We start from the raw sequence: 20,051 nt of genomic DNA, 5'->3' as shown, positions 1-20,051 counted from the left end.
GACGGGGGTCGGTGGGTCAGGGGTGGTCCGGTGCCCCGGAGGACAGGCGGTCGGCGTGGGCCAGGGCGGCGAGCAGGCTGGTGTGGTCGGCCGTGCCGAGGCCGGCGATGTCGAAGGCGGTGCCGTGGTCGACGCTGGTGCGGACGAAGGGCAGGCCGATGGTGATGTTGACACCGTGCTCGATCCCGAGGTACTTGACGGGGATGAGGCCCTGGTCGTGGTACTGGGCGACCACGGCGTCGAAGGCTCCGGCGCGGGCGCGCATGAAGACGGTGTCGGCGGGCCAGGGTCCACTCGCCTCGATGCCTTCGCTCTGCGCGGCTTCGATGGCGGGGGCGATGATGTCCAGGTCCTCGCGGCCGAACAGGCCGTTCTCCCCCGCGTGGGGGTTGAGGCCGGCGACGGCGATACGGGGCGCGGACAGGCCGCTGCGCTGAAGTGTGCGGTGGGTGAGGCGGATGATGTCGAGCACGCGGGCTGTGGTGATCGTGTCGATCGCGGTGCGCAGCGACTGGTGCACGGTGACCAGGACGATCCGCAGTTCGTCGGTGGCCATCATCATCGCGTAGTCCGTGGTGCCGGACAGGTCGGCGAGGATCTCGGTGTGCCCGGGGTAGGGGACGCCGGACAGGCGCAGTGCTTCCTTGTTGATCGGCGCGGTCACCAGAGCCCGTATCTCGTGGGCCATCGCGAGCTGGATACCGCGGCGGACGTACTGGAAGGACGCCGCTCCGGCGCGGGCGTCGAGGGTGCCCCAGGGCAGGTCGGCCGGAAGGCCGTTCTCGGCGAGGACGTCCACCGTGCCAGGTGCGAACTCCGCCTGGTCGACCGATGAGATGGGGCGGAGGGCGAGGTGCGTGTCGGCGATCTTGCTGGCGCTGTCGAGGACGTCGATGTCGCCGATGACGATGACGGGCACCGTGCGCCGGGAGTCGGCGCACGCCTTGAGGATGATCTCGGGGCCGATTCCGCAGGGGTCGCCCATGGTGATGGCGATCGGGATCATACGTGCTCTCCTTGGTCGGGGTGATGTCGGATGAGGTGGCACAGACGCAGGAGCATGGCGTCGTCGCCGAAACCGCCTGCCTTGACCACCATGGGAAGGGGAAGTCGTCCGATCAGGGATCCGCGGACGACGCCAGGTTCGGGTTCGTCGAGCAGGTCGATGCCGGTGGCGCCGAGGGGCTGGAGCACGGTGGTGGCCGTTTCTCCCCCGGTGATGACGAGTGCGTCGACCGTGCGGTCTGCGGTCAGCGTCCGGACGACTGCTGCCTGAGAGCGGGCGAGTGCCTGGGCGGTCTGTGGCGTGTGGCGTTCATCGGGTGTCTGCAGGGTGAGGATGGGGGCCGTCAGGCCGCGCAATGTCTTCACGGCCGGGGCCGGATCGACGCCGACGGTGACACCCTGGACGTCTCCCCTGGTGTGGAGCTGGGCCAACTGCCGCCGAGTCGCCGGGTTGGTGCTGCCGACCACGATCAGTGGACGTCGGGCCGGTGCGGGCGATGAGGCAGCGCTGCCCGTGGCGCGAGCGCACCTTCGGGCCAGGGCGGCCGCCAGACCTGGGGAACCGACCCACAGCACCTCGTCCAGCCGGGGCACCGCTGCCACCAGACGGTCGAGGTCGCCGTCCTCTGCGGCGGAGCAGACGATCAGATCGCCGTTTCCGATCAGTTCGGGCAGCTCGGCTGCCCGGTCCGGCCGCCCGAGAACGGCCTGCGGGAACAGCGTGGCGAGGTCCGAGCACCGCACGGGGTGTACCGGGTCGCGGGCATAGTCGCTCTCGTGGACCGGTACGCCCCGTACGTACTGGACGCCCTCCACCGTCACCCTGCCCTCCGCGGGGAAGGCCGGAGCCATGACGACGGCCCGCCGTCGCGATCCCGCCCATGCGGCCCGGACCTCTGCCGCGACATGACCGCGCAGGGTGGAATCCACCGTTTTGAAGAGCAACTCGGAGCCGGCGAACAGGCGGGCCGCCCGCCAGGTAGACGAAGCGGCGGCCTCCTCGTCCAGCATCCGGCTCCCGAGGTCGACCGCGGTCACACCCACAGGGTGCCGCGACAGGCTCGCTGGGGTGGTAAGCAGTATCCGGGCGTCGTGACCAGCCTGGCGGAACGGCGCGGCACCGTCCCCTGCGCTGGTGAGGTCATCCGCCAGGATGGCGATGCTCTGCCGCACGTCGTCGCGGAATGTCATGCCCCACCTCTCCGTCAGGCGTTCTCTGTGACCAGATCAATAATTGTGCAGATGTAAGAGCAGGACAAACGATTCATTCTCACAAGTCCTGTGAGTAGAATTCACGCATGCGATGGTCGGCCCTTCCTCCCATGAACACGCTGCTGCCCTTCGAAGCGACCGTCCGGCACGCGAGCATGACCGCGGCGGCGCGGGAACTGCATGTCACGCACGGCGCGGTGAGCCGACAGATCCAGAACCTGGAACGGTCCCTTGGAATATCGCTGTTCGAGCGACAGGCACGCGCACTGCGCCCGACCCCGCAGGCTCGCCAGCTGGCGGCCATCGTCCGGGACGCGCTCGATCAGATCGATGCGGCAGCCCGGCAGGTCGCACACCGCACACCCGCAGGACCGCTCACCCTGTCCTGCGAGCCCACACTCCTGATGCGATGGCTCATTCCCCGACTCCCCGATCTGGCCGCGGACGTGCCGGACGTCGCCGTCCACCTGAGCGCAGCCGGCGGCCCTGTCTTCTTCGAGCGGGACAACATCGACCTCGCGATCCGCCGAGACGACTTCCCGTTCCCCGAAGAGGCGACGAGCCGGAACCGCTTGTTCGCAGAGCGGATCGGCCCCGTCTGCCGACCCGATCTCGCGACCCACCTGACCGGCGACGCCGGCGTATCGCAGGTAGCCCTTCTGCACACCGCCTCACGACCGCAGGCGTGGGACGACTGGCGGCGTATCACCGGCATGAAGGCAGAGCCCGTCTCCGAGCAGACCCTGGAGCACTTCTACCTGACCCTCCAGGCGGCCGCGGCCGGCGTCGGGGTGGCGATCGCCCCGTATGCCGTCGTCCGCGACGACCTGGAGCGTGGGCAACTGGTCGCACCCTTCGGTTTCGTCCCCGACGGCACCAGCTACCACCTCCTCAGCCGTCCATCACCCGAGCAGGACGGACGCGTCCGTCGGCTGACGGCATGGCTGCAGGCCAGCACGAGTCAGCTCGAAAACGATTCCGAACCAGTGTGACCGCTGGGCTTACGGACCTTCGTTGCTTGGCGTCCCGTCCGGCTACGCAGTGAAAAAGCGGATTCACTGCGGCGGTACCCCTACCGTGATCATGGCAACCGGCGACGGCCGATTCCGGCCGGAGAGTACGCGGCAGGTCAGGCAAGCATCAAGCCCGCCAACATCCTTCTCCTGGACGGCCGCTGGGTCCTCGGTGACTGGGGCATAGTGCGCCGCCCCCTTGGGCAGACCACCAACCCCAAGCGCACTGGCACCGCGATCGGGACCGTCGAGTTCGGCGCCCCCGAGCTGTCTGTTGCCCCGCACAACGCCACGCCCGCCAGCGACATCTACAGCCTGGGCAAGGTCATCGGCTGGCCGCTCGCCGGTCTCCCGCCGGAGGCGAACGTGCCGCTGCTGCCATCCGGGCCCTGGCGGGGCGTCGTCCGGCGGTGCACCTACCGCGATCCGCGCCAGCGCCCGCAGACGATCGCCGACTTCCTCGACGTGGCCGAACAGGAGACCGCACCGCAGATCGACCTTCCCATCGCACGGGCCCAACAGCTCTTGGCGGCCGCCCAGGAAGAAGACACCGATGCCGCCCGCCGGCTGTTGGCCCTGGCCGCCGACCACGGCGACGACTCCGAGCTCTACCTCGACGTCCTGCCCACCTGGATATGGAGACGACCGCGCCGCTCTTGCTGGACCACCCCGAGCAGACCCGCACCCTGGTGCAGGCGATGACCGGGCACGTCCAGGGCGACGGAATCGGCCGGCCGCACTGGAACGAGTCCAAGCGGGCCATCGCCTGGCTACGCGGCGTCGCCCGACATGCCGCCGGGGAAGAGCAGTGGGACCTCCTTGAGGAGGCCGCCCGCGGCATGTGCGCCTGGGACGAGGCGTCCAACGAGTTCGACCAGCAGATCGCGACCCGTGACTGGCTGCGCCGCCTACACGGCCAAGCAGCCCGGATCGTCGCCGGTGTACTGCGAGATCACCCCGGCAGCGCCCGTTTCTACTACGAACTCGCGGGCGAGCGAGCCGTGGACATGGCTATCCGCAGCGCCGTCAACCAGGCGACCGGCCACTGACCCCCGGCGAGGTCGGATCGCACCGGGGCGAACACATCGGCGGGGCGGGCCCGGCTTCTGACTCTCCCACTCATGGGGCGCGCTGCGTGCCCCGGTGGGCGGCAGTCAGACGGCCCGGTTGACGGGCGCGGCCTCCAGGCGGTCCAGACGTTCGTAGAGAGCCCGCTGGTGTGTGTAGTAGTCCCCGGCGGGGCCGCGTGAACCGCCGACCAGGTGGACGAGGACGAGGACGTCCGGTGCGCCGACGAACCGATCCACGGCCCGGGCGGCCGTCACCGCCCTCCGGGGTGCCGAGGTCGTGCGCGGCGAAACATTTCGATGTTCGTACCGAATATTGCGAGGGCCCTTGACGCCGCTGGCCGGCCTCCTATCATCCAGGGTGCTCGATGAGCCGATCGGTGTCCTGTATATCGAACAGACTGCTTCATCACATCCCGGACAGTGGCACCCCAGCCCGAGGAGACAGACATGTCATGCCCTCGTCATCCCGTGAGTCGCCGACACGCACTGACCGCCGCCACCGGCCTGGTCACCGGAGCTCTGCTCCCGCTGGCCGCAACCCCCCGGGCCTCCGCTGCTGCCCCGGCAGCCCCCCAGGCCCTCGACGCGACGGCCGCCGCCTCCTACACCAACCCCGTGATCTGGCAGGACTTCGCGGACCTCGACGTCATCCGCGTCGGCGACACGTTCTACGCCTCCGCCTCGACCATGCACTACTCGCCGGGCGCACCCGTGCTGCGGTCGTACGACCTCGTCAACTGGGAGATCGCGGGACACTCGGTGCCCGTCCTGGACTTCGGAGCCAAGTACGACCTGAACGGCGCGCGCGGCTACGTCCGCGGCATCTGGGCGTCGACGCTCGCCTACCGTCCGAGCAACCGCACCTTCTACTGGCTCGGCCAGATCGACTTCGCCCGCACGTACGTCTACACGGCCACCGCCGCCGAAGGCCCGTGGAGCCGGCTCACGACCATCGGCACGCCCTACTACGACGCCGGACTGCTCGTCGACAGCGACGACACCCTGTACGTGGCCTACGGCAACACCACCATCCACGTGGCCCAGCTCTCCCCCGACGGCCGCAGCCAGGTCAGGTCGCAGCAGGTGTTCTCGACGCCGTCGAGCATCGGCACGCTCGAGGGTGCCCGCTTCTACAAGATCAACGGGCAGTACTACATCTTCCTCACCCGCCCCGCCAACGGTCAGTACATCCTCAAATCGTCGAGCGGCCCCTTCGGTCCGTACACGTTGCGGCAGGTCCTGCTCGACCTGCGCGGACCGATCCCCGGCGGTGGTGTGCCGCACCAGGGCGGGCTGGTGCGGACGCAGAGCGGCGCCTGGTACTACCTGGCCTTCGTCGACGCCTACCCCGGCGGCCGGATGCCCGCCCTGGCACCGGTCACCTGGACGCCCGACGGCTGGCCCGTCGTCCAGCTGGTCAACGGCGCCTGGGGCACGTCGTACCCGAGTCCGGCCGTGCCCGCCCCACCCCGTCAGGTCGCTCCCATGACCGGCGTCGACACCTTCGACCGCACCGCGCTCGATCCGAGGTGGGAGTGGAACCACAACCCGGACAACACCAAGTGGTCGGCCGGCAACGGCCTGACGCTGCGGACCGCCACCGTCACCCGCGACCTCTACGGCGCCCGCAACACCCTCACGCACCGCATCCAGGGCCCGACGTCCACCGCCACGGTCCAGCTCGACCACTCCGGCATGCGGGACGGCGACCGGGCCGGACTCGCGCTGCTGCGCGACTCCTCCGCGTGGATCGGGCTGAAACGTGACGGCGGCACGACGCGCTTGGTGATGGTGGACGGGCTGACCATGGACGGCAACTGGAACACCACGGGCACCGGCAGCGAACGCGCGAGCACGCCCTTGCCCGGCGGTAACCGGATCTGGCTCCGCGCCACCGCGGACATCCGCCCCGGCTCGGCCCGCCCCGGCACCTTCTCCTACAGCACCGACGGCGCGACCTTCACCCGCCTCGGCCCGGCCTTCTCCATGGGCAACGACTGGCGCTTCTTCATGGGCTACCGATTCGCCCTCTTCAACCACGCCACCCAGGCGCTCGGCGGCGCGGTCCGCGTCACGCGGTTCGACCTGTCCACGCCCTGAGCAACGCGTGGAGCGCACCACCGCTCTTCGCCCCCCACCAGAATCGAGGTTCCGACTTGCGCGTGGACTTCGCACACTCCTCGCCTGGCCGCGGCCGTCTCCGCCGTGCCGCTGGCCCTCGCCGCCGCGCCCTCCGCGCACGCGGCCGACCCCACCACCCTGACCAACGGGTTCTACGTGGACTTCGACTCCAGCGCGAAGAGGTGGGTGGCAGCCAACCCCGGTGACAGCCGCGCCTCCATAGCCAACACCCCGACGACCCGCTGATTCGGCTCCTGGAGCGGCACCATCGGCACCGCCACGGGGGCCTACGCGGGCGCGGCGGACCGCGTCGACAAACTGCCGCTCCTGGTCGCCTACAACATCTACCACCGCGACTACCGCGGCGGGCACTCCGCGGGCGGGGCCGCCTCACCGTCCGCCTACGCCGAGTGGGCGTTCCTCCGGGATCACCGGCACCGACGCCCGCTGGTACGACTACGCCACCGCCGGCGTCGCCGGCGAGCCCACCGAGGAGGGCCCGCTCGGTGCCTCCGTCCAGCTACAGGACTTCACCCGTGTCGCCCGAGCGAACTGGTCGCCGCCGCCCCCGAGGTCGGCCGCCTGTACCTGCTGCCCGGCACCGCATCAGGCCCCACCGGATCCGGCTCCACCATACTCACCGCCCAGACGCTCTGCGTGAGCGTCCCCTACGGCACCCTGACCGACCAGGGATGAGAGCAGCACTCCAGTGAGCCAGGCCTGCCAAAGCCCGTGTCATCCACGACCAAAACGTCGTCCCGGTCGCCGAGGTTGTCGACCACGTACTGTCGCACGTCGTCGAGCACCCCATCCGCGCCCCGCTCGGTCCGGTTCAGCATCCGGTGGATACGATCCGGACCTTCGTGGCCGGCCTCCTCCGCCAGCGTCCAACCGTTCTTTCGTCGCAGCGGAGCGATCAGGCCCCGCATATGAGCCAGTGCGGATTCCCGGGGCTCCGACCTGCTGCGTGCGCACCCTCCGGGTCGCCATTTCGTTCGTACTGGCGAGCAGGTCCATGCCTCGGGTGAATAACGTCTCGGGGCTCGTCATGAGGGCAGGACGGTGATGGTGGGTGGCGGATCGGTGAAGGTCGGGCTTGTCTGTCGTGAGCCGGTAGTGAGATACGCGCTGATGCGTTGCCCCGCGGCGTACTCTTCGCGAGGGTTGGCAGGGCGGGGCCAGTTCAACGCCGCATACAGCAGCCCTCGGTGGATGTCGAAGCAGGACTCGATCAGGGTGCCGTATGTGCGGGCCGCCGCCAGCATGCGTGTGTAGTACGTCACCCAGGCCACCCCAAGCCCGACGACCGGTGCCCACCACGCCCAGACCACGAACACCGTGAAGGCGACCGCGCACAACCAGCTCTGCACTGACAGGTGAGCCAACCCGCGACACTGAGCGCCGGCTCCGGTTCAGCGCTGTATGGACACCCTCAAACGCCCCTCAGGCGAACGGCGTCAGGCCCGACGTATGCTCCTGCTCGCCCTCGTCCGCCAATACGAGGTAACGCGGCACATCGATCACCTCGAAGAGGCCGCCTCCGCGGTAGCACGCTCGATTCGGCAGCCAATCCGTGTGACCACTGCATTGATCAGAGACCTGAAGGACCATGCGGCACTGCTGAACGTGCTACGTCAGCTGACCCAGCAGCCGCAGTCGCTGGACCGGCTGATCGCGATCATCAACCAGTGTGTCCAAGATGTTCCTCCGCAGAGTCGCCTGGCATTACTCGCGCCGCTTGCCGAGGCACACTTCGACAGGTTCCAGCACTGGGGCAACCGTACCGACCTGGACCGTGCCATCGAACTGCACGAGGAGTTGACCCAGGCGCCGGACGTGGACCCGCAAGAGCGCCTGCTCCGGGTGAACCAACGATTTGCCTCCGTACCGCCAGGCCAAGCGCGCTCAGCACGGCGGGCAGATCGACGCAACGGTGAATCCCCGTGCCTGATGATGACAGTCGGGCGTCCCCACTCGGTCGCGGTCGTCGTGACCGTGGCGTTTTGGCTGGGCTGTGTCAGGTGGTGCTGGGTGCGGGTGGTGTCCAGCGCTGGGTGCGGGGCACGGTGCCGGTGACGCCGTAGTCGTTCTTCAGTTGTTCGGGGATGGCGTAGTGCATGACGCGTCCGCGGGTGAGGGAGGAAAGTTCGAGGATGGTGGTGAGGTGGCCGAGGCGGTCCAGTGCCCAGGCGCCGAGCGGTGAGCGGTCCTCGATGGTCTCGAGGATGCCGAGCAGGTGGGGGACTGCTTTGACGACGGTGTCCCAGGGAGTGCGGGGGACTTGTAGCCAGTCGGCGCAGGTGTCGCCGATCAGGTGGCGGATCAGCGCGGAGACGATCGGGTCGAAGAACGTGCCGGGAACGACTTCCTCGTACAGGTCGATCAGCTGCCGGGTCAGATGCGCGCCCTCCGCGGACGGCCCCATGTGCCGGATCATGTACAGGTCGAGAAACTCGCGGGCTTCCTCAAGGGTTTTGGGGACGGCGTCCTGGTCGACGCCCAGCATCGCTCCGACGACTCGCCAGGCGTAGAAGTAGGCCTCGGCGCCCTCAGTGGACATGTGGATGCCGAGGCGGTGCAGGGAGTCCAGGACGAGCAGGGAGAAGAACATCTGCCCGCCGATCATGTCCTCCTGGCAGATCGGCACGCCCTGTGCGGTGGTGTCCCAGCGACTTTCGCGCTTGAGGTGGTGGCGGATGGAGGCGTGCAGGAGACGGACCTTCTGGGCGGCCGGGATGAAGCGGCTGCCGGCCTCGAACGCGCCGGGCTGCATGAGGTAGACGGTGAACTGGCCGGTCTCCGCCATCCGCTTGGAGGGGTACTTCAGTCCGTGGGTGGCCGACAACAGCTTCGCCACGTGCGGGACGACGTAGCAGGCCGGCATGGACGCGAACGACAGCGCGGTGGAGATGTGCACGTTGTTGTCGATGAAGAACAGGCGGGCTTTCTCCATCTCGGCCCAGTCCACCCAGGCCGGCGGGGCGCTGGTAGCCCGGAGGTATTCCCGGGCCACGTCGGGCAGCCCGTCGGGCAGGGGAGCACCGGCGGTGGACACGTACCGCATGAGGGTGTTGAACGTGCCGACCTCGCCGCGTTCGAACAGGGTGGCGACGGTGGCGTCGGCGAGTTCGTCACCAGCCTGGCGCAAGGCGTCCATCGACGCCTCGGTGTAGGTCATCACAGGGCTCCTTGGCCGTGCGGGGCGAGCGGGTGCCATCGTGGGCCTGAGGCGTCGCAGTGCGGCCTGCCGTTGTGCGAGGGCGTCAGTGGTGGCGTATCGCCGCCGACTGAGCCAGGGCGGTCAGGGCTTCGGTGGCATGACCGGGAACGTCCAGGTCGTGCAGACAGCGTGTGGCCTCCTCGACCCGCGCGGTGATCATTTCTTCGATACGGTCAGGAGCCTTCAGCCGCAGCATCAGCGCACGCACGGCCTCCAGACCGTCTCCGTCCATGTCGCGTCGGCCCAGCACGGCACGCAACTGCTCCCGCTCCTCGCCACCGGCGATACGCCAGGTCTCCGCCAGCAAGGCGGTGGGCCGGTGGCCGCGCACATCGTCGAGGTTGGCCTTGCCGGTGCGTTCCGGATCCCCGAACAGACCCAGCAGATCGTCCCTGAGCTGAAACGCCTCGCCCAGCGGCAACCCGTACGCGGAATACCCCTCCCGCAGCCGCTCACCGGCGCCGGCCAGAGCGCCGCCGATGAGCAGAGGCTGCTCGACGGTGTACTTGGCGGTCTTGTACCGGATCACCTTCAGCGACGCGGAGGTGTCCGGGGCGGCACCAGTGTGCAGGATCTCCAAGCACTCACCGGCGATCAGCTCGCGAGCCAGCGCCGCCCACAGCGGGCGGGCCCTGCTCAGGTAGGCGGCCGGCAGACCGCTGGAGACAAACAACTGACCGGCCAGCGACATCAGCAGATCCCCCACCAGCTTCGCCAGCGAGCGGGCCGCGTTCACCGCCCGCGGGCGGCGCCGCAACGCGATCCGCAGGGCGACATGCGCGGTGGGGCGGCCGTGGCGCAGCGCACTGTCGTCGATGAGGTCGTCGTGCACCATCGCGGCGGCATGCACCAGCTCCATGGAAGCCGCCGCCCGCACCAGCACGTCACTGTCCGGCTGCCCGGCCGCACGCCAGCCCCAGTAGCAAAACGACGCTCGCAGCCGCTTGCCTTCCGCTACCGCCTGCTCCAGCTGCCGGGCGACGGGGTCCAGAGCCGGATCGACCGCCGCGAACTGGTCGGCCTCCCGTGCGACGAAGTCGCACAGCACCTCATCGACGCGCGCTTTGAACGCAAGCGGCTCCCAGCGCTCAGACACCATCGCCGGCCTGCCGGGCCACAGCATGCCGGGCCAGCACCTCCAAATGGGCCGGTGGCGCGGCTGCGTACTGGTCGAGCACCAGGCGACCGCGCGCGATCAGGTCCTGCTCAGCCTCAGCCGCCAGCTCCGCCGTGTCCGAGCGACGCAACAGCCCCCGCACCGTGCCGAGCGCCGAACCCAAGGTGCTCACCGCCAGATCGGCCAGCCCCGCCACCAGCAGCACCACTTGCTGTTCCGGACTTCCAGGGCGTTCCGCTCCCCGTGTCATGCCTACCCCCACCCACGGAAGAATGTGAAGGCGCCGGTTGCGCGCCGCGTCTTCCATCGTCGTGTCACACCAGGTGGAGAGGGGGGGAGAACTCACCAACGAGCGATCACACCGTATGGATGTACGGCCAGCGCATCCCCACCCGCCGTCCTCCACCGGACAACGGATGCGTCCGGGCCGCCGGAGTCAGCAAGCTCATGGCCTGCAGCCCCACCGCCGTCACGGCTGACTACCTCCGCCAGCCCGACCCCGTCCCGCTGCCCGGGCACATCACGGATGCAGTCTTGGGGTTGGGAGGCGAGCTGGTGGAACTGATGACCACGGTGTCGATTGGCACGTCCTGCATGCCCTGCCTGATTGTCGTGTGGCCTTTCACGATGATGTCGACCACGTCCATGCCTTGGACGACCTTCCCGAAGACGGTGTATCCGGCGTCGCGGCCGGGACCACGACCAGGCTCACCGCCTTCGCCGCCGCATACCGCGACGCAAAGCGAAGGTAGAGCCGGGCTTCGTCAACGCCGCGCCTGTCGTTCCCTCGTGAGGGTGGCTGGCCTTTCGGCCGTGTGTCGGCGAGTGGTTCGCCTTGTGCAGGAGACGCCGCAAAGCCCCAGGTGGGCAAACGCTCCGTTTCCAGACGGAGGTGTGATCCGGCCTCCGGCTTTTCGTTCCCGTTTGTCCGCTCCCGGCGTCACCATCAGGGTCGGCGGTCGGGTGAACGGTGAAGGGATACAGATGAGCACTGGTAGCACGGGAGCTGCAGCGGGCGAGGAGTTCACTGCCCTGATCAGCACGGTCGCGGGAACGGGTACCGCGGGGGCGCCCAAAGGGGACAAGGAGCTGGCCGTTTCGGCTCTGTTGAGCGGTCCGTACGGGATGACGGTGGACCGCGACGGGACCCTCTACGTCGCCGAATATAGCGGTCACCGGATCAGGAAGGTCACGACTGACGGGAAGATCAGCACGGTCGCGGGGACGGGGAGCGCAGGGCGCGGGGCAGAGGGTGTGTCCGCCGTCTCAGCCCCGCTGAGCTACCCGCGCGGGATTGCCGTGGACAGCGCGGGCGATCTCTACATCGCCGATTCCGGCAACCACCGGATCCGGAAGATCACCATGGCCGATGGGAAGATCCATACGTTGGCCGGCACCGGCACCGCGACCTACGGCGGTGAGGGCGTCTCCGCCATCACCGCCCATCTGAACACGCCGTTCGGTGTGGCGGTGGATGGCGCGGGCGACGTCTACATCGCCGACTACGGCAACCACCGGATCCGGAAGATCACGGCTGCTGATGGGAAGATCAGGACGGTCGCCGGGACGGGCGCCCCGGCCTTGGCCCCTGACGGTACCGTCGCCACCTCCGCCCAGCTGAAGAACCCCACCGCCGTGGCGGTGGACAGTGCAGGCGACCTCTACATCGCCGACTGCGGCAACCAGCGGGTCCGGAAGGTCACGAAGGCCGACGGGAAGATCAACACGGTCGCCGGCACAGGTGCCGCGACCTTCGGCGGTGACGGCGTCCAGGCCGTCTTGGCACCGTTGTTCTCGCCCATGGCAGTGGTGGTGGACAGCACTGACACTCTCTACATCGCCGACACCAACAACCACCGGGTTCGGAAGGTCGCGGCCGATGGAAAGATCAGCACTCTCGCCGGCACGGGCGCCGCGACCTTCGACGGTGACGGCGAGTCGGCCGCTTCGGCCAAGCTGAGCTCCCCGCACGGGCTCGCTGTGGACTGCGTCGACACCCTCTACATCGCTGACTACACCAACAACCGGGTCCGAAAGGTCACGTCGGCGAAGCTGGCCGGGCTGCCCGATTCGGGCACGGTGGTCTCCTGGGCCAGCGTCCGCAGCAGGCTGCGGATGTCGGTCGTGCGTGAGTCCACCCAGGACGGGGCCGAGGTCCACCAGATCCTCACCGCCCCGAGGGATCACCAGCGGTGGCGGCTCATCGCGGCGGGCCAGGACGACGGCGAGGTCCTGTACCGGATCGAGAACGTGCGCAGCGGCAAGGTCCTGGAGATTGTGGGAGCGCAGGAGATCAAGGGGGCGGTGGTGGCGCAGCGCGCCTATGAGGGCGCTGACGCGCACCACCAGCACTGGCGGCTGATCCCGGTGGGCGCGGTGACCGGCACTCCGCGGGTGTACGAGATCGCGAACCGCAACAGTGGCCTGCTCCTGGGAGTCGACACCCACGCCCGTACGGTGATCAAGCAGTACGAGGCGGCTGGTGCTCCCCAGGACCGTCAGTGGCAGCTGCTCCCGGTATGACGCACAAGGAGGCAGGGGCGGTCATGCCCCTGCCTCCTTGTGGCTTGAGCGCTACTGGGAGCCGGACGGTTCCTCGGTGGTCGCCTCGGTCGTCTGCTTCTGCGGAGGCTCGGCGGCCGCCTGGGGCGCCTTAGGGGGCTCTGCGGTCTTGGGTGGCTCCGGAGCCTTGGGGGCCTTGGCGTAAGCCTCCTTGTCCGGCTTGTCCTGGAGGTCCTCGTTCTTTTGCAGGCCACCTTCCCTCTTCACCGTCTCACTCGCCTTTGACATGCCGGCGGACGCTGTGCCGGAGACCGAGTCGGCGTGGGCGTGCTGGGACTGCGTACGGGCCGAGTCCCGGGTGGTCTGGATGAAGGAGCCGAGGATGCCCATGATGACCCGCGCTTCGGGTGACTGCTCCTTTACGACTTTCGCCCGGGAGGATGCCCCGTGGATCGAATGGACGAACAGGCTCGTGTTCTTGTCGTCGTATGTGTCCTCCTGGGCGTCCTCGAAGTCGACGTCCGCACCCGGCTGCGACTCGGCTGCGCCGGCCTTCACCGAGAAAAGCCCCGCGCTGTTCTGCGCGAAACCGAAAATATTGTCGAACACCATGGTCATCACCCCTGGTCGTCGTCGTGGCGGTGCTGCCGGCCGGTCAAGGTCCCTTGTACAGGGCTCGTGGGCTGAAGGTCAGGGGCTCGGCCTCGAACATCGTGTGGTGGACATCCAGGGCGGAGACGACCTCCATCCGCCCCTTTATGCGGTATCCGCCGCCGGCCAGGTCGATGTCGGCGATGTCGCGGGCGACTACCTGGGCGAGGCCGGGGAAGGCCCCGGACTGCGGGGGAGACAGGACCGGAACCGGCACGGCGTATCTCACCGCGAGGAACCCGGCGAAGGTCACCGGGATCTCGTACTCGTAATGCCTGTGGGCACGCCGCTGCGTAGCGATGGTCTCCACACGGGAGTCCTTCGGGACCTTGCCGGAGATCTGGGATTTCGAGGTCCAGCTCGTTGTCAGGGAGCCCCCGACGGTCGCTGCGAGGCCCAGCGCCAGCTGCGCGTTGAGCGAAGCGCTGCCGGTGGCGCTGCCCTGGGTGGTGAACGCCACCGAATTCGTCATGGAGTTGGACGCGGAGTTGCCCGTCGAGTTCGTTGTGGCTGTTTCGTTGGCGTTGGCGTTGTCTACCCCGACGCTGTCCTTGCTGTTCTTGTTGGTCACCGTGTTGGCGTTCTTGTTCGCCATGTCATTCCGCAGCTGCGTCCCGAACTGGGCTTGGAGGTCCATCTTGAGCTGGTTCTGCAGCTGCAGCTGCAGCTGTGCGCCGATGCTGCCGCCGAAGGTGAGCTTGGCGTCCCCGTGAAGCGACCACGTCACCCCGTTCGACACGGTGAATTCGACCGAGTCGGTGAAGGTCATCTCGTGCGTGTCGCTGCGGTTGACGTAGGCGCGTGAGGAGAACGTGTCCGGCGGAGGCGGAGTGACGTCGCCTCGCTCCTCGATCAGCGGTTCCCCGAGATTCATGTAGGCGAGCCAGCCCAGATCGAACGCGGAGCCGGCGAAAGTGCCGGAGCTCGACTTGTTGATGGAGATGCCGACGGGCTTGTGCTGCACGCCGTTATTGTCGGTGTAGACGAGGTTGGGGTGGTTCAGTAGGGACGGCAGGTCGATGCTGAGTTCCCGCAGGTTCTTCTTCGTCAGCGGATGGCGCTTGAACCGTTCCAGATTGTACGCAGTGGAAGGCATTCCCCGTCCTCGGCTGATTCTCTCCGAAACGCGCTCGATGGAACCGAACAGGCATCTGCGCGCTTTCCGAAATTCGAAGCTATCAGCGGCCTAATTATCTGGGAAGAAGCCTTGGCGTATCACGCTCAATCGAGTGAAAGGAATGCACCGACCATTCCCAAGTCGCCGAGAAACACGGTAAGTTGAAGCGCTGCCAGCCGCTCGATCAGCGGCTTCGAAAGGTCTTGCACACGATTGTTGCAGACGTGATTTATGTGGCGGTAGGGGGTGTTTGATTCGGCCGTCCATAAAGGCCAGGTTATTTCGATCCAGAGCGGTTAAAACCGTGGCTGATGCCGCGCGGCAAAGCGCTGCACTGTGGCTGGCTTATGGTTCTCCACTTCAAGAACAGGTGAGGTCCCGCGATGTACACCCAAGAACGCACGACGATGTCGAACCTCGTGGTCGGCGGCCCGGTGGCGGTGAACAGCTACGACAACGCGATCGTGGCCGCGCTCGTCGAGAACCGGCCGGTCATGCTCGTCCACGCCTTCAACGGCGGCTTCCTGCGGCCCGCCGACCTGAAGGACAGCGTCCACGACAAGGGAGTCAAGCTGTCCACCGCGCTCGACTCGGCCACCAAGGAAGCGCAGGGCCACCTCTGGTACATCACCCCGGCCGGCTTCTTCGGACAGCGACCGCTGTACTTCATCGAGAGCGCCGCGGGCCAGGTGACACCCAAGCCCACCGGCGCCGGCCAGGCCGATGCCGGGCGCGGCGACGACGGCGCGCCCAAGCCGCAGCGCCGGCGCATCACCGTCCACCAGAAAGCCCCCGAGGCAACGGCCGACACCGTCCAGGTGGGCCTGCCCGACAAGGTCGGTGATCTGTGGCGCGGGAAGAACGGCGCGCCCGAGGACACCCAGCTCTGGGTCGTCACGCTGACGCCGTGGGGCGGGATCACCTTCGTGCCGATCACCCACCCCGACGCCATCCTCGGCTTCAAGGACCACGCGGTGGCAGCCGACAGCGAGGTGCGCGTGACCTACAACTGGGGCGGGGACTTCACCGGGACGGTCATCAACACCTTCTACCCGCGGTTGCCCAACGAGTGGAACGTCCCCTACCACCACGTCTTCACATGAGCCGCGGCCACCGCCCCACCACACCTGTCCCGAGCCCACGTCCCTACCGCCTGGAAGAGGCACCACGATGCCCGTGCCCACCCAAGAACTGAAACTTCAGATCGTCAACGCAGCCACGGGGAAGATCCTCGGCGCCAGGTCCACGCCGGGAACGGACGGGGCACTGGTCGTACGCGACTTCCCTGACGGTGGCCCCAACCCGGAGCCGTGGCAGCTCACCCCCGTACAGCCCACGCAAGGCGGGCCGGCACAAGACGAGCAGGCCTATGTGATCCGCAACGCGGTCAGCGGCAAGGTCCTCGACAACCCAGCCACCGCGGACCGCGGTGTCCGCCAGTGGGACGCCACCGCAGGCAAGAAGGACCAGCACTGGCACGTCGTCCCCGTCGACGGCGAAGCCGGCCTCTACTTCATCGAGGGCGCCACCGACGGCGCTGTCCTCGACCTCGCCGACCCCACAGCGGACGACACCCGGGTCGTCCTGCGCGCGCACGACGACAGCGCGGAAAGCCAGCACTGGCGCTTCGTGACGGCCACCCCCGAGCGCACCAGCGACCCCGTCCTGCACTGGGCACCAGTGAGCCACTGGAACAGCCGCCAGTCCTGGCGACTGGCACGCTCGGCCGCGCTGCGGCCGGCCCCCGACGCTACACCCTCCTTCAGCGACATGCTCCTGGTCCTCAAGCGGTTCGGAAGCGACCAGGACGCCGGCGCATGGCAGAGCGCCGGAGCCAGTTGTTCCACTGGCGGCCAAGCGGGCCGGGGGGCCGGGCTCGGTGACCGGTTCCTCGCCGACACCACCGGAGCAGGGCAAGCGGACGTCGTCGGGCTCAAACCTGCGAAGGGAGCTGTGACGGCCGCCGGCGAAGGCGACGGCACCTTCAAGGACGACGAGCGCGTCCTGCATCCACCCGTACCCTCCCCGAGCCCCAAAGACCTGTGGACCCTCGCGGACACGACGGGTGACGGCAGGCCCGACGTCGTCGTCCTCGCCGCCGACGGTGTCCGCGTGTTCCTGCAGGACGAGAACAAGAAATTCGCGCCCGTGAGCGGCGAGCCGGTCATCAAGGCGTTCGGCCACGGGCAGCCGGCCGGCGGGTGGGTTGCCGACAGGCATCCCCGCTTCGTCACCGACACCAGCGGTGACGGCCGCACGGACATCGTGGGCTTCCACGACGACGGCGTCTGGATCTCACTCCAGGACGAGGAAGGAAACTTCGCACCCCTCGCCGCGGAACCGGCTCTCCGGGCATTCGGCCACGACGAGAAGGCGGGCGGGTGGGTCGCCGACAGGCATCCCCGCTTCGTCACCGACACCACCGGTGACGGCCGCGCCGACATCGTGGGCTTCCACGACGACGGCGTCTGGATCTCACTCCAGGACGAGGAAGGAAACTTCGCCGACCCCCTGTGGATCCTCGACGACTTCGGGGTCGACCAGGGGTGGAGCTCGGTCGAGGAGCACCCCCGGTCGCTGGTCCGGACCGCCGACGGCGGAGCTGTGGACATCATCGGGTTCGGCCCGCAGGGCGTCGTCGTCGCACGCGGTCGCGGCGACGGCACGTTCGAGCCCTCCCAGCTCGTCCTGAACGACTTCGGGCTCGCCCAGGGGTGGACGAGCAAGAAGCACCTCCGATTCCTCGCCGACGTCACCGGCGACGGCAACCCGGACATCGTCGGCTTCGGCGACGAAGGGGTCTGGGTGTCGCACAACCGCGGCGACGGCCGGTTCGAGCAGGCGCAGCTGGTCTGCCGCGGCTTCGGCCACAACGACCACGCAGGCGCCTGGCGGGTCGGCCACCACCCCCGCTTCGTCGCCGACATCACCGGTGACGGACGCGTCGACATCGTCGGCTTCGGCGGGCCGGGCGTGTACGTGGCCCGCAACCTCTTCCGCCGCTTCAGAACCCGATAATCCTCCAAGGCCCTCCACCGCTGCAGCACGACGACCGGCGAGGGCGGCTACCAGGCCGTCCCGCGCGACACCCATGACCGCGCACGCAACACCACCGTCGCACCCGGCCGGCGCTGAACCAGCCTGTCGGTGCTGGGCGCGCCGCCCTGCGGCTCGCAGGCGTGATCACCGCCCGCCATCGCAAGGGGGAAAGCGTCTCTGACAGAGCTCGATACGCCCTCTACGCTGCCGCGCATGGCACGCACATGGACAAGACTCCACGAACACCTCGGATGCCCGCCCGGCCCCCTCACCTTCGACATGGTCCACCAGGCCGCAGCGGACAACCTGGAGGAGTCCGACGACCTGGACTGGAAGGAGATGCTTCCCCAGCCGCCCCGGGACGGCCGGTGGAACGAGTTCGCCAAGGACGTCGCCGCCATGGCCAACACCCGAGGCGGGCTGATCATTTTGGGCGTCCAGGACAAGACGACCGCCCTGACGGGCATCGATCCCGAGCAGGTCAACCGACAGCAGTACGCCCAGTGGATCCGCAACCACGTCCAGCCCTACCTGCCGGACCTGGACATATGCGAGTTGAGCGACGGGACGAGGACCGTCCTGGTCGTCGATGTGCCGGCCAGCGAGATGGCACCGCACCGAAGCCGCGATGCACGGCTTCCGCGTCCGCTACGTGCTGGCCACCAAGTTCGTCAACGAGCTGGTCGAAGCCGCCGACGACAAGCAGCTGTCCAAGACGATCGCCCGCTACGACCGTGTCGATCTTTTGTGCATTGACCGAACTCGGTTACATGGAGCTTGACCGCAGGGGCGCTGAGCTGCTGTTTCAGGTTCTGACCGAGCGCGAGAAGAAGAACAGCGTCGCGATCGCTTCGAACGAGAGTTTCAGCGGGTGGACGAAGACGTTCACCGACCCGCGGCTCTGCGCGGCGATCGTCGACCGCCTGACCTTCATAGGTGCCATCGCCCAGACCGGCACCGAGTCCTACCGTCTCGCCCACACCAAGGCCCAAGCCGAACAAACCGAGGCCAGCTGAGGGCTCCCCGGGCGACCGCCCTGGTCGAGGCACTCACACGCCCCGCTCTCGGCAGTCGCCCGACTCAACCCCTCCAATCAGGACAGCGCAGGCTCCTCGTCAGTGGCCAGCCGGGCGTGACGCTCGACGTCATAACGCGTGCCGTCGTACTCCAGTTTCTGGCGTTCGATTCCTTCCACCGCAAAACCCGCAGCAAGGGCCACCCGGCAAGAGGCCGGGTTGTTGACACGATGTCCCAACTCCAACCGGAAGAGACCTGCGTCGTCGAAGGCCCAACGAGCCAGAGTCCGGCAAGCCTTTGATGCGACGCCCTGCCCCCGTGCTCTCTGCGTCGTCCAGTACGACACCCAGCCCGTCGCATGGCGCCGATTCACCGCACTCACCGCGACATTACCCAACACGGTGTCCTCGCCGTCGACCACTGCGAACGCGAAGGCGACGCCCCTGGCCCACTGATCAGATTGAACCGCCAGCCATCGATCAGCAGAATCCAGCGACGTGATCGGCTCGCTGACCTGCCACGACATCGCGGGGTCCGTGAATGCGGTCAACACCGACTGCGCATCGTCAGCTGACCAACGACGCAACCACAACTTCGAAGACACTGCTAAACGATCACGCACTCCGGAAGTCTCTCGCAGCTGCAGCCCTGCGGCAGCACGCTTACCAAGATCCGACAGCGTCAGGCCCTGAACGGGTGCAACACGGGAACGTCGCCCTGACGGGAAGTTCCGGTTCTCATCGTGACCAGGCGGGCAGCCCCGCAGCACGCGAGTGACATCAAAAGTCACTGACATTGATCATGATGCTCACCGCAAAACGACTCCCGAAGTCACCTCGAAACGACTCCCTGGGTAACCGACACAGCCAGCCATCGGAGTTGGACCGCTGGTGCCGGGCGATGAGGAGCCGGAGGCTATGCGCGGTGCCCGGTGGCGAAGCGGACGAAGCCGGCGATGCGCGGGCTG

The 20,051-nt window shown here is 68.0% G+C and carries 18 protein-coding genes and 5 pseudogenes; 11 read left to right on the top strand and 12 right to left on the bottom strand.

Annotated features, from left to right (window positions below):
* Window positions 1–16: 16 nt before the first annotated feature.
* Complete coding sequence (gene pdxA / locus ACIQHQ_RS26905) at window positions 17–1,006, bottom strand: 4-hydroxythreonine-4-phosphate dehydrogenase PdxA (protein ID WP_402616119.1); 990 nt, start codon at window positions 1,004–1,006, stop codon at window positions 17–19.
* Window positions 1,003–2,196: a four-carbon acid sugar kinase family protein gene (locus ACIQHQ_RS26900; RefSeq protein ID WP_402616116.1), complete on the bottom strand. Its 1,194-nt coding sequence runs from the start codon at window positions 2,194–2,196 to the stop codon at window positions 1,003–1,005. The genes pdxA and ACIQHQ_RS26900 overlap by 4 nt, the downstream gene beginning before the upstream one ends.
* Window positions 2,197–2,303: 107 nt before the next feature.
* Between ACIQHQ_RS26900 and ACIQHQ_RS26895 the strand changes: the two genes are divergently transcribed.
* From ACIQHQ_RS26895 to ACIQHQ_RS26885, 3 genes are all read left to right on the top strand, one after another.
* Window positions 2,304–3,209, top strand: a complete 906-nt coding sequence (locus ACIQHQ_RS26895) for a LysR substrate-binding domain-containing protein (RefSeq protein WP_402616112.1) — start codon at window positions 2,304–2,306, stop codon at window positions 3,207–3,209.
* A gap of 207 nt (window positions 3,210–3,416) precedes the next feature.
* Window positions 3,417–3,932, top strand: a complete 516-nt coding sequence (locus tag ACIQHQ_RS26890) for a hypothetical protein (protein WP_402616109.1) — start codon at window positions 3,417–3,419, stop codon at window positions 3,930–3,932.
* Window positions 3,929–4,279: a hypothetical protein gene (locus ACIQHQ_RS26885; protein ID WP_402616106.1), complete on the top strand. Its 351-nt coding sequence runs from the start codon at window positions 3,929–3,931 to the stop codon at window positions 4,277–4,279. Before ACIQHQ_RS26890 ends, ACIQHQ_RS26885 begins: the two co-directional genes overlap by 4 nt.
* A gap of 105 nt (window positions 4,280–4,384) precedes the next feature.
* Here the strand turns inward: ACIQHQ_RS26885 and ACIQHQ_RS26880 are convergent, their stop codons facing one another.
* On the bottom strand, window positions 4,385–4,555 hold the full coding sequence (locus tag ACIQHQ_RS26880) for a hypothetical protein (protein ID WP_402616103.1): 171 nt from the start codon (window positions 4,553–4,555) through the stop codon (window positions 4,385–4,387).
* Window positions 4,556–4,747: 192 nt separating this feature from the next.
* Between ACIQHQ_RS26880 and ACIQHQ_RS26875 the strand changes: the two genes are divergently transcribed.
* On the top strand, window positions 4,748–6,400 hold the full coding sequence (locus tag ACIQHQ_RS26875; RefSeq protein ID WP_402616101.1) for a glycoside hydrolase 43 family protein: 1,653 nt from the start codon (window positions 4,748–4,750) through the stop codon (window positions 6,398–6,400).
* 84 nt (window positions 6,401–6,484) lie between these two features.
* Window positions 6,485–6,835, top strand: a pseudogene (locus tag ACIQHQ_RS26870) (endoglucanase); the annotation flags it as partial.
* 299 nt (window positions 6,836–7,134) lie between these two features.
* Here ACIQHQ_RS26870 and ACIQHQ_RS26865 read toward each other — a convergent pair.
* Window positions 7,135–7,386: pseudogene (locus ACIQHQ_RS26865) on the bottom strand (transposase); the annotation flags it as partial.
* An 81-nt stretch (window positions 7,387–7,467) separates the two neighbouring features.
* A complete protein-coding gene (locus ACIQHQ_RS26860) occupies window positions 7,468–7,806 on the bottom strand; it encodes a hypothetical protein (RefSeq protein ID WP_402616098.1) in 339 nt (112 codons plus the stop codon).
* A gap of 85 nt (window positions 7,807–7,891) precedes the next feature.
* Here ACIQHQ_RS26860 and ACIQHQ_RS26855 point away from each other — a divergent pair, with 85 nt between their 5' ends.
* Window positions 7,892–8,497, top strand: a complete 606-nt coding sequence (locus tag ACIQHQ_RS26855) for a hypothetical protein (protein WP_402616095.1) — start codon at window positions 7,892–7,894, stop codon at window positions 8,495–8,497.
* Here the strand turns inward: ACIQHQ_RS26855 and ACIQHQ_RS26850 are convergent.
* The 4 genes and pseudogenes from ACIQHQ_RS26850 to ACIQHQ_RS26835 all read right to left on the bottom strand — a co-directional run.
* Complete coding sequence (locus ACIQHQ_RS26850; RefSeq protein ID WP_402616093.1) at window positions 8,439–9,599, bottom strand: oxygenase MpaB family protein; 1,161 nt, start codon at window positions 9,597–9,599, stop codon at window positions 8,439–8,441. The genes ACIQHQ_RS26855 and ACIQHQ_RS26850 overlap by 59 nt on opposite strands.
* 85 nt (window positions 9,600–9,684) lie before the next feature.
* Window positions 9,685–10,740, bottom strand: a complete 1,056-nt coding sequence (locus ACIQHQ_RS26845; RefSeq protein ID WP_402616090.1) for a polyprenyl synthetase family protein — start codon at window positions 10,738–10,740, stop codon at window positions 9,685–9,687.
* On the bottom strand, window positions 10,730–11,008 hold the full coding sequence (locus ACIQHQ_RS26840) for a polyprenyl synthetase (RefSeq protein ID WP_362053600.1): 279 nt from the start codon (window positions 11,006–11,008) through the stop codon (window positions 10,730–10,732). Before ACIQHQ_RS26840 ends, ACIQHQ_RS26845 begins: the two co-directional genes overlap by 11 nt.
* A 229-nt stretch (window positions 11,009–11,237) precedes the next feature.
* A pseudogene (locus ACIQHQ_RS26835) lies at window positions 11,238–11,432 on the bottom strand (peptidylprolyl isomerase); the annotation flags it as partial.
* 310 nt (window positions 11,433–11,742) lie between these two features.
* On the opposite strand from ACIQHQ_RS26835, the gene ACIQHQ_RS26830 reads away from it, so the two are divergent.
* Window positions 11,743–13,281, top strand: a complete 1,539-nt coding sequence (locus ACIQHQ_RS26830) for an RICIN domain-containing protein (RefSeq protein WP_402616087.1) — start codon at window positions 11,743–11,745, stop codon at window positions 13,279–13,281.
* A 51-nt stretch (window positions 13,282–13,332) separates the two neighbouring features.
* Here ACIQHQ_RS26830 and ACIQHQ_RS26825 read toward each other — a convergent pair whose 3' ends face one another.
* Complete coding sequence (locus ACIQHQ_RS26825; protein WP_402616085.1) at window positions 13,333–13,872, bottom strand: hypothetical protein; 540 nt, start codon at window positions 13,870–13,872, stop codon at window positions 13,333–13,335.
* A 43-nt stretch (window positions 13,873–13,915) separates the two neighbouring features.
* Window positions 13,916–15,007 carry a hypothetical protein gene (locus ACIQHQ_RS26820; protein ID WP_402616082.1) on the bottom strand — a complete coding sequence of 364 codons (1,092 nt, stop codon included), beginning with the start codon at window positions 15,005–15,007 and terminating at the stop codon, window positions 13,916–13,918.
* Window positions 15,008–15,411: 404 nt separating this feature from the next.
* Between ACIQHQ_RS26820 and ACIQHQ_RS26815 the strand changes: the two genes are divergently transcribed.
* The 4 genes and pseudogenes from ACIQHQ_RS26815 to ACIQHQ_RS26800 all read left to right on the top strand — a co-directional run.
* Complete coding sequence (locus ACIQHQ_RS26815) at window positions 15,412–16,131, top strand: hypothetical protein (RefSeq protein ID WP_389972273.1); 720 nt, start codon at window positions 15,412–15,414, stop codon at window positions 16,129–16,131.
* Between the two features lie 67 nt (window positions 16,132–16,198).
* On the top strand, window positions 16,199–18,046 hold the full coding sequence (locus ACIQHQ_RS26810) for an FG-GAP-like repeat-containing protein (protein ID WP_402616079.1): 1,848 nt from the start codon (window positions 16,199–16,201) through the stop codon (window positions 18,044–18,046).
* Window positions 18,047–18,280: 234 nt separating this feature from the next.
* A pseudogene (locus ACIQHQ_RS26805) lies at window positions 18,281–18,634 on the top strand (helix-turn-helix domain-containing protein); the annotation flags it as partial.
* Window positions 18,635–18,683: 49 nt separating this feature from the next.
* Window positions 18,684–19,083 (top strand): annotated as a pseudogene (locus ACIQHQ_RS26800) (ATP-binding protein); the annotation flags it as partial.
* Between the two features lie 77 nt (window positions 19,084–19,160).
* On the opposite strand, the gene ACIQHQ_RS26795 reads toward ACIQHQ_RS26800, so the two are convergent.
* The gene (locus ACIQHQ_RS26795; RefSeq protein ID WP_402616076.1) at window positions 19,161–19,688 is read right to left on the bottom strand and encodes a GNAT family N-acetyltransferase; all 528 of its coding nucleotides are present in this window, start codon (window positions 19,686–19,688) and stop codon (window positions 19,161–19,163) included.
* Window positions 19,689–20,051: the final 363 nt, after the last annotated feature.

Source organism: Streptomyces sp. NPDC092370 (assembly GCF_044755265.1).
GTDB lineage: Bacteria > Actinomycetota > Actinomycetes > Streptomycetales > Streptomycetaceae > Streptomyces.
This window is presented reverse-complemented; position numbering and strand designations above follow the sequence as displayed.

Excerpts from the sequence above, each read along its gene's own strand:
- ACIQHQ_RS26900 (WP_402616116.1), bottom strand. The coding sequence starts at position 2,196 with ATGACATTCCGCGACGACGTGCGGCAGAGCATCGCCATCCTGGCGGAT.
- ACIQHQ_RS26850 (WP_402616093.1), bottom strand. The coding sequence starts at position 9,599 with ATGACCTACACCGAGGCGTCGATGGACGCCTTGCGCCAGGCTGGTGAC.
- ACIQHQ_RS26825 (WP_402616085.1), bottom strand. The coding sequence starts at position 13,872 with ATGGTGTTCGACAATATTTTCGGTTTCGCGCAGAACAGCGCGGGGCTT.
- ACIQHQ_RS26845 (WP_402616090.1), bottom strand. The coding sequence starts at position 10,740 with ATGGTGTCTGAGCGCTGGGAGCCGCTTGCGTTCAAAGCGCGCGTCGAT.
- ACIQHQ_RS26885 (WP_402616106.1), top strand. The coding sequence starts at position 3,929 with ATGACCGGGCACGTCCAGGGCGACGGAATCGGCCGGCCGCACTGGAAC.
- ACIQHQ_RS26820 (WP_402616082.1), bottom strand. The coding sequence starts at position 15,007 with ATGCCTTCCACTGCGTACAATCTGGAACGGTTCAAGCGCCATCCGCTG.
- pdxA (WP_402616119.1), bottom strand. The coding sequence starts at position 1,006 with ATGATCCCGATCGCCATCACCATGGGCGACCCCTGCGGAATCGGCCCC.
- ACIQHQ_RS26875 (WP_402616101.1), top strand. The coding sequence starts at position 4,748 with ATGTCATGCCCTCGTCATCCCGTGAGTCGCCGACACGCACTGACCGCC.
- ACIQHQ_RS26855 (WP_402616095.1), top strand. The coding sequence starts at position 7,892 with ATGCTCCTGCTCGCCCTCGTCCGCCAATACGAGGTAACGCGGCACATC.
- ACIQHQ_RS26840 (WP_362053600.1), bottom strand. The coding sequence starts at position 11,008 with ATGACACGGGGAGCGGAACGCCCTGGAAGTCCGGAACAGCAAGTGGTG.
- ACIQHQ_RS26810 (WP_402616079.1), top strand. The coding sequence starts at position 16,199 with ATGCCCGTGCCCACCCAAGAACTGAAACTTCAGATCGTCAACGCAGCC.
- ACIQHQ_RS26830 (WP_402616087.1), top strand. The coding sequence starts at position 11,743 with ATGAGCACTGGTAGCACGGGAGCTGCAGCGGGCGAGGAGTTCACTGCC.
- ACIQHQ_RS26895 (WP_402616112.1), top strand. The coding sequence starts at position 2,304 with ATGCGATGGTCGGCCCTTCCTCCCATGAACACGCTGCTGCCCTTCGAA.
- ACIQHQ_RS26815 (WP_389972273.1), top strand. The coding sequence starts at position 15,412 with ATGTACACCCAAGAACGCACGACGATGTCGAACCTCGTGGTCGGCGGC.